Here is a 13,564-nt window from a genome sequence, read left to right on the forward strand (position 1 = left end):
GTAATAAAACTATAATTTAAATTCTGTTTGGTTTTTGGCAGTGTCAAAAATATGCGGATAATGTTCTTTAGCATTTTTAATCATAAATGCTACTGGCACATCATCAAAATGTCCGTAATCTTCTAAATATTCCATAAAAGTATTCCCTTCTCTATTAAATTCTTGTAAAACGGAATCATTTTCTCCATCAAACTCTAAAGGATCAACATTAAACATTTTACATAGTGATGCGTTAAAAGCAGGAGACATTTTAAGCCATTTGTCATTTATAAAAGCATTAACCATACCGTGGTTAGTTAATTCATTGCTTCCAAATTTTTCAATAAGGCGTTCTGCTCCTATGTGGTTTTTAACTTTGGCTAAGTGTAGCCTAGCAGGTATATTAAGCGCTCTTAAGCAGGTAATTAATAAAATAGATTTGTCTATGCAATGTCCGCTATCTCTTTTAGCAATTGTACTTGCTTTATAGTTTTCCTTAGAAAAACTAAGGTTGTAAGGGTTGTACCTCCAAGAATCTCTTATTTTTAAATATACAAGTTTGCATTGCTCTTTGGGTGTAAGCGTCGGCTTTTTATATGCTGCTATAAGGTTTTGAATTTCTTTTGTTTCATAATCAAAAAAATAGGTAGGAGATAGGTAGTCCATAATAATTATTGTGTTTTTTGATTTAGTTTAAATATAGCAAAAAGAATATTACCTATATTTTTCTACTTTCAGTTTTAAATAATTTATCCCATAAAATAGTATAAAAACCATAGTTTTTAGAAAATAGCTTATGATGATTTTTATGGAAATAATTGGTTGTAAATATTAAAAAGTATGGGTTACTTACTTTAGTGTTTAGGTGTGTTACAACACCGTAAAACCAATTAAATACAAGAAAAGCTATAAAACCATATATGTTTAAAGAAAACACTAATGCAATTACAGTTAGCAACAAACCAAATAGTATAGATTCCCAAGGAGACATATAGTATAGGCTAACTATATTAAAACGTTCTGTATGTTCATGGTGCTGCAAATGAATTGGTTTTAAAAAACCAATATTGTGTGATGCCCAATGTAAAGCATACATTAAAAAATCTAATAATAGAAATAGAATTAAAAAAGTTAGCCAAGGGTTTTGATTATTAAATATAATGAAGCCTTTAACCCACAAAATATATCCCGGAATTGCTATTAAGATGTTAATTAACAGAATTATTAAAGATGAAAAGACTTCTTTCTTTATAATGGCATTTTGGTGTTTGTACACTTTGTTCCACACCATACTAATACCTATGTTTAAGAGGTAACCAGCAATATTTAAGCCAATTAATAAAGAAAAAAATGTTGTAAAATCTTTAAGGTTCATTACGCGGTTTAATGAGCTATAAACCTATTAAAAGACTGCCAATACTTGTCCTTATATATGTCTGTGTTTATTTCAATTTGTGGGGCATATTCTTTTGTTATTTTATGAAATATTTTAGCAGGTTTTCTAAAGTCCGTACAGGCATAATATACTTCTCTTACAGATTCTGCTGTTTGTCTGCCTACATTTAAATAACCATCAGAATCTTTAAGTTCTGCAGTTACTTTTTCTTCAATTTGGTTTAACAATTCGTAGGTTTTGCTATCTGGCATTCCATTGTTATTTTCACCATTATATTTAATTTCCATTACGGCAATCCAAGGATGAGAGGCTTTACTGTCCCAAGCAAGTAAATCAGTATTTACAACTGCAATTAATGGTAATCCGTTATTTAAAGTTGCCTCTAACCCAGAGTATTTATCGTTTTCGGTATTGTGCCTTAGCCCTTTGTATTTTTCTACAAACTCTTTTTCTCTCCATATTAAAAAGTCTTTTAGTTTTTTAAAAGGCACTAGTTCTGATGTGGCATTCTGTGAAGCAATAATGCTAACGTTATCTATTTTTGTTACGGAATTTAACTCTCCTAAAGAATGGTCTAGAGCAAGGTAAACACCGTTGGTCATTATGGCCTTATTATCTTCGGTATAATCTTCATGAGTAATAGTGATATCAATTTCATCTGGCATAGATGAGTGTTCTGTTGCATAAAATTGCATTTTACTTTCATTAAAGGTATAGCCATCCATTTCTATTCCAAATTTTCCTAGCTCAGATGGTTGTTTAAGAGCTGTTATTTTCCAATTTTTTATCTCAGGTGCTGCAGCTACAAACTCTTCTACAAATACAATGTTTTTTATTACTCCGTCTGGAGTTAAAATAAGTTCGGCAGTAGTGTCATTAAACATACCTGCTAAAAACCAAATTCCGTCTTTAAGTTGATCTAATTTGGATGATAGCTTTTCAAAAAACTCTTTATTAATATTGCCTTTATCCTTAATTACAGTGTAAAATGCTTGTTGGTTTTTAGAAAATCATTTCCAAAAATCTTCGTAAGAGTTTATAGGCTCTTCTTTTGATTTAAATAGTGATTTTAAAAAGCTCATATATTTTAATAGTTTATTGCTTATAGTAAATATAGGAATTTTAAATAGGTGATTATTTTCTGAAAATTTTGTTGTAAAAAAAATGAGCTATTCATATGTTTAAATTTACATATGAATAGCTCATTTATATAAGGGTTAATGTTATTATTTAGAGATACTAGTAGAGCCTTGGCAGGTCCACTGTGTTTCTATATCATTATAAGCTGTAAACGTATTTGTACCAGTAAAGTTACCTGTATCTTCAGAAAAAGTGTAATTGCCTACAAATTTGCGTTTGTTTCCAGAAGGTAAAGTGTAAATAGTCTCTAAGGTTAAATTGTTACCATCTATAGTGTACATAGAGCTAGATAGGTAACCTGGATCTTCAAACTCAATAGTGTTGTTTTCTAAGAATTTAAAAGCATAAGGGTCTCCTGCTTCTAAATCGTAATCATTATCACAAGTTTCTCCTAATCTTTGAAAAAACCAAGACCCCTCTAAAACAGTTTCTTCTAAGCTTTTTGGTGAATTGTCATCGTCAGAAGAACAAGAAAATAGTAATGCGGTAAATAATAGCGTGAAAAATAATTTTTTCATATTGTAATTATAGTTTAATTGGTTAAGTACAATGAACGCTAAAAAATAGATTAAGTTGTTTAAGTGTGTTAGTTAGGACTAACACATTTGTTTTTGGTGTTTCTGCCAGGGAAAATAGTGTTTAATGTTTTTGATAATTTCTCCCAATCTGAAGTCATTTTCTTTGCTTGTTTTTTGGTTATTAAAACACCACCATTTGCTATTTTTCGGTCTCTAACTATTTTATCAAAATAAAAAACAGTAAAATCAATAGCTGTTTTGTCTTTAAACTTATGTGTAACGTCTTTTATATTTTTTTCTGAGTCATCAACAAAAATGATAGCCTTATATGTTCTTCCGGTTCTGCCAAGTATGTGTGCTATCATATCACCCTTATTCATCCCAGTAGTCATCATAAGTCCGTCTCTGTAACTCATTTCTCTTTCTAAAGTGTAATTGTAAACAGCTTTAGAGCCATCAATCTGTGTTATAGGAGATTTAGATAAGTTTATACCATTTTTTAACAATTCTCTTTCTGTTGCGGTTCTGTACCTAGGACTTCTAGATGTTAGTGCAAATACAGTTGTGCCATTATTTTGCCAGTTTTTTAGGTATTTGGGTATTAAAGAGTCTGTTAACTTCATTGTACCAAGCTCGTACAATAAACCAATAACATCTTCATAAAAACAGTTTTCAATTTTTTGTTTTTTTGTAGGTATAGCATCTTCAATTTTACCTCTTTGCCAATTGTACCAAATGTCTCCGCCCAGATCTACATTACTGGTTAAAAGTGTATTGTCTATATCTACAATAACAAGTACATTTTCTACTCCGTATTGTTTGGTTTTTTGGGTTACAAGGTTGTTTACATCTTTAAAACTAAAAATAGTACTGTTTTTTAGAGTTTGGGCCGTTAAGTTTATACTTATAAACAACGTTATACCCATAAGGGTTATATACTTTTTTTTAGTCATAATAATGTGTTTGTAATTTGTAAAAGGAGTAGTTTTTATTGGGTGTAAAATTACATAATTTGCTTTAAGTTACGAATACAAAAAGAACAACTACGAAAATAAACTGCTTTATAAACATTTTTATTTAACCAATTATATTTAATAATTAATACTAACAGGGTTACTCTTTGTGTAGCGCTATTTTTTAGTTAAAAATGTAAAAATTATAAATATAATTATGGAAGAAGTAGTAGTAGATTTAGTTAATGAAGATTATTCTTTTAGGCAGTTTAGTAATGGCATAGCTATTTTAGATTATATAGGCGAAGCTAAAAACATAAGAATACCAGATTACATAAATGATAAGCCTGTACTTTATATTTACAAAGAGGCTTTTTGCGAAAAAGGAATTAAAGCGGTTACATTACCAAGTTTATTAGAATATATAGGTGAAGATGCTTTTTATGATAATGAAATAAAAGAGGTAATAATACCAAGTAAAGTAAACAAAATAGGCGGTGGTGCCTTTGGACGTAATACTATTGAAAAACTTGTTATTGAGTCTAATATTGAATTTTTACCAATGTTTTGTTTTGTAGGTAATGCTTTAACTAGTTTAAATTTACCAAAATCGGTAAAAAATATAAGTAACGATTGCTTTGCAGAAAATAATTTTGAAGAACTAACTATACCAGATCATTTAACAGAAATACCTAAGGCAAGTTTTGGAATTAATAAAATGCTTAAAAAAGTTATGTTACCAGCAAAGTTTGAGAATTATATAGGGAGTATTTTTTATAAGTGCGACATAGACAATATAACATTTGAAATTTATTAGTTTTTAACACTTATATTTTTAGTCCATCCAACTCCTATTTGGTATCCAGATTGTGCTTTGTCACTAACTAAAGGTATAAAACTGTAAATACCTATACTATTGTAGCTATTAAGCTTGTATTTTGGAGAAAAAGACAAGCCGTAGTTAAAAAAGGTTTCGGTATTAGAATAGGTTTTTTTAAAGCCTATTTTTTTATTTAGTAAAGTTCCTTTGGTAATAGCTATGCTTGCGCCAACAGGAACTTCAAAATTTATTTGTACGCTATTAAAATTAAGGGAGTAACCAAAATTAATTGTTGGTAGTAAACGCATATCTATATCATTTTTTAATGTGGCATTTGGCTCAGACTCTCCCTTAAAGTCAAAATATGCAACAATTGAAAATGCTAAGGTAAAATGATGTTTGTTTTGAGACAGTGGAGTGGTGTATTTACTATATCCTCCATAATATAAAGCCTCATCGCCAGCAGCTATCACACCTATTTCTAAATTGTTGCTGTTTGTTTTTTGACACCATAAGGTTGTTGCAGAAACACACAATACCAGAGCTAAAATTACTTTATTTACCAAATACATAGTCTAAACCTTTTTTAACTATTTTAGTTGCAGAGCCGCTATGGCCACTTTTTTTTATCAATTCACTTTTATGCTTAAAATTTGGAAAGTTTCTAGAACGGAGTCTATTGTTCATTTCTTCAAAAGATGCTAACATAACACCGCCTTCTAAAGAGCCCATTCCGTTATAAAATATCACATCCAAATCGGTGTTAGCGCTTGCGTAGTATTCTTCAAAATTAAATATAATACCAGAGTCGTACCAGTATGATGTGCCTCCAGAAATGAACTTATTAAACGGGTTAGAAGCTCTTTCTTTTGCCATAACGTATTGAGTAAATAACCCGCCAAAAGAATGTCCAATTAATGTTTTGTTGTTAGATGAATCTATACTATATCTTGATTCTAATTCAGGAATTAATTCATTTTTAATAAACTGATAAAAATTTTCTGCGCCACCAGAGCCGTGTGCATAAACCGTAGGAGTATAGTCTCTGTTTCTTTGTTTATTATTACCAATAGCAACTAATATACAAGGTGGCATACTATTTTTTTCTACTTTTTTTGATAATATGTTAGCAATAGAATTAAACCTGGCATCACCGTCTAATGCAATAATTAACTGATTTTTTAAATTACTGTCATAATTTTTGGGTAGAAATACATAAATAGGGTAGTTGTCATTTACTATTGTTGAGGTTATTATAAATTGATCTTTAGATCCAATAATGTCAAAATCATCATCAGTAGCAGAACAACTTAATAATATTGTGAAGAGTGCAATAAACGTTGTAAGTTTCATAACCTTAGACTTTGTTTTTCAAAAATCTAAAATCTTTAAAACTTAAAACTTATTTTAAATCAAGAAATTAAGCTTTATTTAAATATGTTTTTTTAACTCTGCTATATGTTTCTGGAGTCATACCTAAATAATTGGCAATTAACTTTTGTGGTACTTCTTCTAAAAACCTTTTAGATTTAGCAATTGAGTTTAAAAAAAGCTCGTATTTTTTATACGCATTTTTATGCTGTAATATTAATGATCTTTTTTCGCGTTCTAAGTGTACTTGCTCAAATAATTTAGTATAAATAATAGAAAAAGGATGACTATTTAGCAGTAGCTTTTCAATAGCAGCTTTTTCAAAATAAATAATTTCAGTATCGGTTACTGCTTCCTGTATTTGGTTAGAGGGTGAAGCTTCCATATAGCTTGTAAAGTTATTAAAACTCATACCTGCAAGTGAAAAATCTATTGTAAATAACCTATCTTCAATTATTGTATATTGGTGAATAAAACCATTTAACACTAAAGAGGTTTTGGTTTCTACTTGTCCTATATTTAATAAAAATTCCCCTTTTTTAATTTTCTTTTTTTTTAATAACCTTTCTTAAAGGCAAAAAATCTGTTTCTGTTAACGGGTAAACTTGACTTAAAAAGTTAAAAAGAATGTTTTCTTCAATAGAAAAATGCGCTTTCATAAGTTTTAGTGTAATGCGTTGCTAGTTAACTTGTAATTATAAGTGTAATTTAACAAACAAAAGCCAAAACGTTTGCGGTGTTATAAAACTTAAAGATTATTTAAATAAATAGTACCATTTAATTTTTATGAGTTTTAAGCGCTTTTTGAGTCTCTAATGGTCTATCTGTAGCAAAAATGTCAATTCCTAGTTTAGCCCATTCTCTGTAAAGGTGCTCGCCCTTTGCCGCAGCTCTCTTATCTAGGTTTCCTAAAGTACCTAGCATACATAGAACTTCATTTTGATGTAATTTTTTATATAATAAAGGGTCAGACTCAACAGTGCCTGTAAATGCAACCATATTTTTCCAAGGTATACCCGAGTTGGCAGCTCTGTTGTATTCTTCCATATTTCTAATACTTACAGATAGTACTACGTTTGGGTTTAATTTATATAGTTTTTGAGCCGTTTTAATAGAGTACGTTATAATAACAGATTGATCCAAAGCGTCGTTTTCTTCAATAAAATGAAGCACTTCTGCGGGGTCAACACTACGCTTAATATCTACTGTAAGTATGGCGTTTTCTTTTTTAGCCCAATCTAAAACATCTTCAAATAGCGGAATTTTAAAATCAACAATAGAGTCAAAATCGTCTTTAAGTTTAAGTTGTGATAGTGTTGCCCAATTTTTTTGGTCTACTCTGCCAAAACCAGTTGTTGTTCTTTCTAAAGAGTTATCATGCATTAATAGTAAAACGCTATCTTTACTTTTAGCAACATCAATTTCAAATAACGCGTTAGGTATGTGTTTTTTAATGTATTGCATAGTTTGTAAGCAATTCTCAGGATAGCCAACATAACCTTTTCCGCCACGATGCGCACTTATTAATAACGTACTATCCTTAGAGTAACTAAAAAAAGTCTGGAGGCTATTTTTTTGTGTATTTTTACCAGTGCAAGCAATAAATAAAATAGAAATTAATAGCGTAGATAGTAGTAGTTTTTTCATTTTTTTTAAACGATATAGTGTTCTTTTCACAAGAAAAAGTTCTTTTTTAATTTGAGTAATAACTTATAGAAAAATTAATAGCAAAGAGTATTTATTTACTAATGGACCAAATATAATATTTTGCCTGTATCTTTTAATAATAAACATATTAAATTAGAAATATGTTTTTAATACTTAAATTTCCATTTCTACCATTTCTACCATTTCTGCTCTTGCTCCAAATCTAATAGGTAAAATACTTGTTCCTATTCCTTTAGATATGTACATTTTTGGGTTAGATTCCTTGTACCAACCTTTTAAATATTTTCCACTTCCTTTTGGTTTAAAAGGAGCAATTCCAAAAATTGTAATTTGTCCGCCGTGAGTATGACCAGAAAGTACTAAATCAATATTTAAATTCTCTTTTTGTTTTGTGATTATATCTCTGTATTCAGGACAATGTGATAAAACGATATTGGTTTCGGTTTGTTTTAGATTCTCAACTGCTTTTCCGAAATCAGCATTTCCACCAACTAAATCGTCAATTCCGATTATTGAGATTTTACGATTTTTAATTGAAATGGTTTTGTTCTGGTTTATTAATAATTCGCAATTATTTTTAGAATAAGTATTTTTAAGTTTTATCAAATCGACTTTACCCCAATATTCCCAATTTCCGGTAATCGCATACTTTTTTATAGAATTATCTATTAATTGCAAAAAATCGTTCAGTGAATCTATTTTTTCAGTTTTGTCAACAGAATCTCCAGTTATAAATATTATATCAGGTTTAATTAAATTTATTTTTTTTGCAATAGATTTATGAAAATATCTTAATTGGTCAAAGTGTAAATCCGAAATTTGAATGATTTTTATTTTGTTTTTTTGCGATTTTGAGATGTCAAAGTAATTCCAGTCAATTACATATTTCTCAAACCAAAGTGAGTCTAAAAGTACTAATCCAATTGAGGCTAAAATTCCTCGTTTTATAAATTTTCTTCTGGTTAATTTTGGCATTTTTAATTGCTAGTTTTTTGTAGTTAATTTAAGTAAATAACTGTTAACTTTCTTAAAATACGACTAGATTAAAAATATGTTACTTTGTTTTAGTTATTTCAACTAGCAGTTTAGCTAGGTAATAGGTGTAGTTTAGGTATTATTAGATTTTAACTTTTCTGCTATGCTTAAGGCAGAAATAACCGCACCTTCCATATATCCTCCAAATTCTGTAGCTGTTTCTGTTCCTGAAAAATATAACTTTCCATTCATATAACAATTTTGTAATGATGGATGACCATTGTTTTGATGCGCTCTTTGAGTGAATTGGTCTCCACTAATTAAAAATTCGTCTGTCCAAATTTTATCAAAATAGGCACTGGGATTTAATGCTTCTTTTCCTAACAATTCTGTTAAGTGTTTTAATACAAATTCTTTTCTTACTTTTTGAGGATAAGACACAGCCCCTGCATTTAAAAAACCTGTAAAACCAAATTTATTTTCTTCAAAATTCGTGTGATCGTACATTTCTGAAACAATTCCGGAGTGGCTGTACAACATTCCAGAAAACCCTTTATTTCTCCAAAAAGGAACTTCATATTCTAACACAAACTTTATAGCACCTGCCATCCAAGTTTGCACATTTGGCAATAGTTTAGAAACAGAACTAGGCAATTCTGGTGAAAACTTAATATTTAAACCTATTAATTGTGGTGGTAAACAAAGCACAACCTTGTCTACATAAAGTTTTTCTCCATTAGATATTTTAACTATTAATTTACTATCAAATTCAGTAATACCTACAACTTTTGTATTTAGATGTATATTTTTAGAAGGTAATTTTTGAGCTAACGTATGGATAAGTTTTTGTGTTCCATCTTTTAAACGGAAGGAAGGATTTTCAGATTCGGGAACAAAAAACTCTTGCGGTGGTTCAAATGATTTGGTTTGAAATAACGAAGTTCCTTTTGAATATTGCGGGTATTTTTCTAAGTCCAATTCAGTAATTAACGTCATTAAATTTTTGTGCATACCAGAAAACCAGGTAGCGCCCAACTCTAAAGGTGTTTCTAATGCTCCTTTTATGGTTTTAATTCTTCCGCCAATTCTTGAAGAAGCTTCTAAAACTTTTGATTCTATTCCTCTTTTTGATAATAAATAAGCTAAGGTTAATCCACTTAATCCACCACCTATAATTATAATTCTTTCTTTCATAAATTCATTTTAAGCAAAAAGCTATTGTAAAAGTACAATAGCTTTTTTATTATTAACCTTAAATTACTGAGGTCTACTAGAAAACACCAACCAATTTACACAGGCTAGTATGCATGTATTTGCAATACCTAAATATATAATTGGCCAGCTAAAACCAAACCAATAAAGTATTGGAATCCAATACGTAAATATGCTCCATACAGACGATATACAAATAGGACATTGAATAATTGGTTTTCGTAAGTACTTATTAATTTTGTACTGAGTGTATTCTTTATGAAACTGCACGCCAGAGTTGGTAAGAGTTACAATTATTTTTGGGTCTATACGTTTTATGCGCTCATTTAACAGGTTTATAAAAGCTACAAAATTGCTGTCGTCTCTAGTTAGTAGAATTTCTTTTTCTGAGCTATTAAAGTCGAATTCGGGAATTTGTACGCGTATTTTTTCAATAAGTTTTTTAAAATAAACTCCTTTATAAACTACAATTTCTTGTTGCGATTTCATAACTCTTTTTTTAAATGGATATAAAATCATTTCGCTGTCGTAGTCTTTTCCGTTTGGCATTTTTTCCGTTTCGCCTTTTGCCGAAATCCATACGCCAACCATAAATATCGATTCTATTAAAAGGTAACCTAAAGCTGCTAATATGGTATAAAAATAAAAACTTGGTTCCATAATTTTAAAAGTTTTAAAGAAGAAAAAGAAGCCTTATTTTAAACCAATAAAGCTTCTTTTGTTAACCTAGTAACTTGTTTTTAATTAAGCTACGGTATAGATTCTTACCTCAGGATTATCCTGTAAATACGGTTTTAAACCAGTTACCACATCGTTAGTAAATAAGTTTGTTGCTAAATAGTTTTGAGCATCTTCTGTGGTTTTAAAACCATGTAACACTTGTACATCTTCGTTTCTAATTAAAAGTTTTTTGGATGTTGCACCAGTAATAGTTTCTAAAAATGGTGATTTGTATTTGCTGTACACAGCTGCTGCGTTTGCTCTGTCCAACTCGTTTATTTTAAGACTAATTTCTAAATATGCTTTTGTCATTTTAATTTCTTCCTGCCATTACACCACCGTCAATATCCCAAACTGCACCTGTAACCCAAGCACTATCTTCATCTAATAAAAAGGCTATTGTTTTGGCAATGTCTTGTGATGTACCTACGCGTCCAATAGGATGAAAATCGTTAAAACCTTGTAAGGTTTCTTCAATTTTATCTTTCGCTATAAACGAACCATAAATTGGTGTTACCACTACTGCTGGAGATACTGCGTTTACACGAATATTACTTTCTGCCAACTCCATTGCTAAATGCTGTGTTAAGCTATGTAAACCTGCTTTAGCCATAGAATATGCCGAAGATGGAGTGGCTTTTATAGCTTGTTTTGCCCACATAGATCCTATGTTTACAATAGAACCACTACCATTGTTAGCCATTACTTTTGCTGCTTTTTGTGTGATAAAGAAAAACGCTTTGTTGAAATTATGGTAAATGTCATAATCTGCTTCAGTATGCTCTAAAAAAGGTTTTGGACTAAAATATCCTGCCGAATTCACCAAGTATTTTAAATTAGGTATATCTTCAGATATTGATGCAGCAAATACTTTTACTTCATTCATGTCAAAAAGATTTACTGCTTTGGTTTTTACGTTTCCAAAAGTTGCTAATTCTGTTTTTGCAGTGTCTAAATTTTTGCTGGCTCTACCAACAATGGTAACTTCAATACCTTTTTGAAGTAACAGTTGTGCTGTAGCTTTTCCCATTCCTGTAGTTCCGCCAATTATAAGTGCTTGTATTTTTTCCATGATATACCTTTTTTTAATTACACTGCAAAGTTCAGGATAACTCCAGTAGTATAAGATGGACAAAAACGAAAAGGAATGGTACTTTTAGGAAACGGACTTCCTAAAGCCTAAAGGCGAGAGGTTTGTGTGTTTTTTAAAGTATTTTACAAAATACGACGGATCATCAAAACCCAAACGATAGCCAATTTGGTTCACGTTTAGTTCGGAATACAATAACAAACGTTGCGCTTCTAAAACAATTCGTTCTTGTATCATTTGCGATGGTGTTTTGTTTAATTGCAAGTTGGTAAGATCAGACAATGTTCTAGAAGATATAAACAATAGTTTAGCATATTCAGAAACAGAAAGTCCTTTGGTGTAATTTTCGTTAATGAGGTTTATAAATTTTATAAGTTGTACTTTTTTGTCGTCAGGCGCAGCGCTAGTCTGTTTTTCTGTTTGCTCGCAGGCTTGTTTTACACGCTGTATTTGTATAAGAAACGCTTTTAAGTAAGACTTTAATAATTCTTCTTTACCAAATATGTCTGGTGTATTAAACTCTCTTTTTATTTGCGTAATATATTCATCAAATATGTTGGCTGTTGGTTTTTTTAGTGTGCAAAGTGGCTGATTGTATGGGTTATTAAATAGATTAGATTTTAAGAAAAAATCTGTTTCGTTATCTTTTTCAACAATAAAATTTTCATTAAAATGTAATAAAATTCCTTGGTAATTAGTGTTGTCATCAAAATAGTGAACCTGATTTTTGGCAACAAATAAAATAGTGTTGTCCAGTACATTATGCTCATCAAAATCTATAAAATGTTTTCCTTTACCTTGTTTAAACCAAATAACTTGAAAATAACTGTGAATATGCGGTTTTGTAGTATGTCCTTTGTGTTTGGTAATGTAATCATTTAAATCGTGAATGGCCAACTGTGGTTTTTCTGGTTGATGCCTGTTTAAGTGATACTCAACAATTGTATTTGCAGTTCTTTTATTTATCATTTCGTTTAAATAGCTTATACCTGCTTTTATTAACCACAATGCGTTTGTATGTGGTTTGTTGCGTGGTTTAACACAGTGTTATTTGGCCTTAACCATTATGCAATGAATTCCGATTAGGAATTTAGCAGTAATGAGCTATACACGTTGTTCTCTAACTTTTTTATTTTGTTTAAATTCAGTTTGTATTAATTGTTCAAGTTTTTCAAAATCATATTTTAGATTATTTGAGGTAATCGAAAGTGGTGTTCCATACATTTTCATATTCGACCTCATAAGTTTGGCTTTCGTAGCGCTTTTTGCTTTTCCAATATATTTTTCAGGATTTTTTATGTTGATCAGTAGAAATTTAGTTGACATTATTTTTTTTGTTTTAATATCAAATATATCATTCCATTCAATTAATCCAACGCTTGTTGCGCTTGAGTTATCCGTTATTCCGCTTGAGTCAATTATCAATCCCGCATTTTTATCAAATATTTTTTTACTATGTAAAATTGCAATTGTTCCAAAAAATAGTATACTTAAAATTCCAACTCCTTCAATTACCATTGGATTTCTAAATAATTTTAGTGGGAAATCAAGATATAAACTTGCATTAAAAAACAACCAAATTCCGGCTACTACAAATAATAAACAGCCTAAAATCTTAAGATATATTTTCTTTTTACTTAATGGTATTTCTATTATTTCTCTCATTTTAAATCAGTTCTCTTGCTCTTTGTCAAATGTTGTGTAACGGCTTCGTATAACCCT

General features: G+C 30.0%; 17 protein-coding genes. 1 reads left to right on the forward strand and 16 read right to left on the reverse strand.

The window, feature by feature from the left end; translation table 11 throughout:
• Window positions 1–9: 9 nt before the first annotated feature.
• From PBN93_RS07130 to PBN93_RS07150, 5 genes are all read right to left on the reverse strand, one after another.
• Window positions 10–645: a transglutaminase-like domain-containing protein gene (locus PBN93_RS07130; protein WP_077403477.1), complete on the reverse strand. Its 636-nt coding sequence runs from the start codon at window positions 643–645 to the stop codon at window positions 10–12.
• Window positions 646–697: 52 nt separating this feature from the next.
• Window positions 698–1,354, reverse strand: coding sequence for a sterol desaturase family protein (locus tag PBN93_RS07135; protein ID WP_271081773.1), 657 nt, complete (start codon window positions 1,352–1,354; stop codon window positions 698–700).
• An 8-nt stretch (window positions 1,355–1,362) separates the two neighbouring features.
• A complete protein-coding gene (locus PBN93_RS07140; protein WP_271081774.1) occupies window positions 1,363–2,259 on the reverse strand; it encodes a DUF695 domain-containing protein in 897 nt (298 codons plus the stop codon).
• A 342-nt stretch (window positions 2,260–2,601) separates the two neighbouring features.
• Window positions 2,602–3,033 (reverse strand): hypothetical protein, encoded by a 432-nt coding sequence (locus PBN93_RS07145; protein ID WP_271081775.1) that lies wholly within the window; start codon window positions 3,031–3,033, stop codon window positions 2,602–2,604.
• A gap of 68 nt (window positions 3,034–3,101) precedes the next feature.
• Window positions 3,102–3,986, reverse strand: a complete 885-nt coding sequence (locus tag PBN93_RS07150; protein WP_077404863.1) for a DUF2608 domain-containing protein — start codon at window positions 3,984–3,986, stop codon at window positions 3,102–3,104.
• A gap of 217 nt (window positions 3,987–4,203) precedes the next feature.
• On the opposite strand from PBN93_RS07150, the gene PBN93_RS07155 reads away from it, so the two are divergent.
• Window positions 4,204–4,803 carry a leucine-rich repeat domain-containing protein gene (locus tag PBN93_RS07155; RefSeq protein WP_077404860.1) on the forward strand — a complete coding sequence of 200 codons (600 nt, stop codon included), beginning with the start codon at window positions 4,204–4,206 and terminating at the stop codon, window positions 4,801–4,803.
• Here PBN93_RS07155 and PBN93_RS07160 read toward each other — a convergent pair.
• The 11 genes from PBN93_RS07160 to PBN93_RS07210 all read right to left on the reverse strand — a co-directional run bounded on the left by PBN93_RS07160 (window position 4,800) and on the right by PBN93_RS07210 (window position 13,507).
• The gene (locus tag PBN93_RS07160; protein ID WP_271081776.1) at window positions 4,800–5,378 is read right to left on the reverse strand and encodes a hypothetical protein; all 579 of its coding nucleotides are present in this window, start codon (window positions 5,376–5,378) and stop codon (window positions 4,800–4,802) included. The genes PBN93_RS07155 and PBN93_RS07160 overlap by 4 nt on opposite strands.
• Complete coding sequence (locus tag PBN93_RS07165) at window positions 5,362–6,159, reverse strand: alpha/beta hydrolase (RefSeq protein WP_271081777.1); 798 nt, start codon at window positions 6,157–6,159, stop codon at window positions 5,362–5,364. Before PBN93_RS07165 ends, PBN93_RS07160 begins: the two co-directional genes overlap by 17 nt.
• A gap of 67 nt (window positions 6,160–6,226) precedes the next feature.
• Entirely contained in the window at window positions 6,227–6,664 is a 438-nt protein-coding gene (locus PBN93_RS07170) for a Crp/Fnr family transcriptional regulator (protein WP_271081778.1), read from the reverse strand.
• A gap of 290 nt (window positions 6,665–6,954) precedes the next feature.
• Complete coding sequence (locus tag PBN93_RS07175; protein WP_271081779.1) at window positions 6,955–7,824, reverse strand: glycerophosphodiester phosphodiesterase family protein; 870 nt, start codon at window positions 7,822–7,824, stop codon at window positions 6,955–6,957.
• Window positions 7,825–7,998: 174 nt separating this feature from the next.
• Window positions 7,999–8,820, reverse strand: coding sequence for a metallophosphoesterase (locus PBN93_RS07180; RefSeq protein WP_271081780.1), 822 nt, complete (start codon window positions 8,818–8,820; stop codon window positions 7,999–8,001).
• Window positions 8,821–8,952: 132 nt separating this feature from the next.
• The gene (locus PBN93_RS07185; protein ID WP_271081781.1) at window positions 8,953–10,014 is read right to left on the reverse strand and encodes a flavin monoamine oxidase family protein; all 1,062 of its coding nucleotides are present in this window, start codon (window positions 10,012–10,014) and stop codon (window positions 8,953–8,955) included.
• Window positions 10,015–10,077: 63 nt separating this feature from the next.
• Entirely contained in the window at window positions 10,078–10,692 is a 615-nt protein-coding gene (locus PBN93_RS07190) for a hypothetical protein (RefSeq protein WP_271081782.1), read from the reverse strand.
• 84 nt (window positions 10,693–10,776) lie between these two features.
• Complete coding sequence (locus PBN93_RS07195; RefSeq protein ID WP_077404839.1) at window positions 10,777–11,064, reverse strand: hypothetical protein; 288 nt, start codon at window positions 11,062–11,064, stop codon at window positions 10,777–10,779.
• Between the two features lies 1 nt (window position 11,065).
• A complete protein-coding gene (locus PBN93_RS07200) occupies window positions 11,066–11,824 on the reverse strand; it encodes an SDR family NAD(P)-dependent oxidoreductase (protein WP_271081783.1) in 759 nt (252 codons plus the stop codon).
• Between the two features lie 84 nt (window positions 11,825–11,908).
• Complete coding sequence (locus PBN93_RS07205) at window positions 11,909–12,811, reverse strand: AraC family transcriptional regulator (protein WP_271081784.1); 903 nt, start codon at window positions 12,809–12,811, stop codon at window positions 11,909–11,911.
• 135 nt (window positions 12,812–12,946) lie between these two features.
• On the reverse strand, window positions 12,947–13,507 hold the full coding sequence (locus PBN93_RS07210; RefSeq protein ID WP_271081785.1) for an STM3941 family protein: 561 nt from the start codon (window positions 13,505–13,507) through the stop codon (window positions 12,947–12,949).
• Window positions 13,508–13,564 lie beyond the last annotated feature (57 nt).

This window comes from Cellulophaga omnivescoria (assembly GCF_027915275.1).
GTDB lineage: Bacteria > Bacteroidota > Bacteroidia > Flavobacteriales > Flavobacteriaceae > Cellulophaga > Cellulophaga omnivescoria.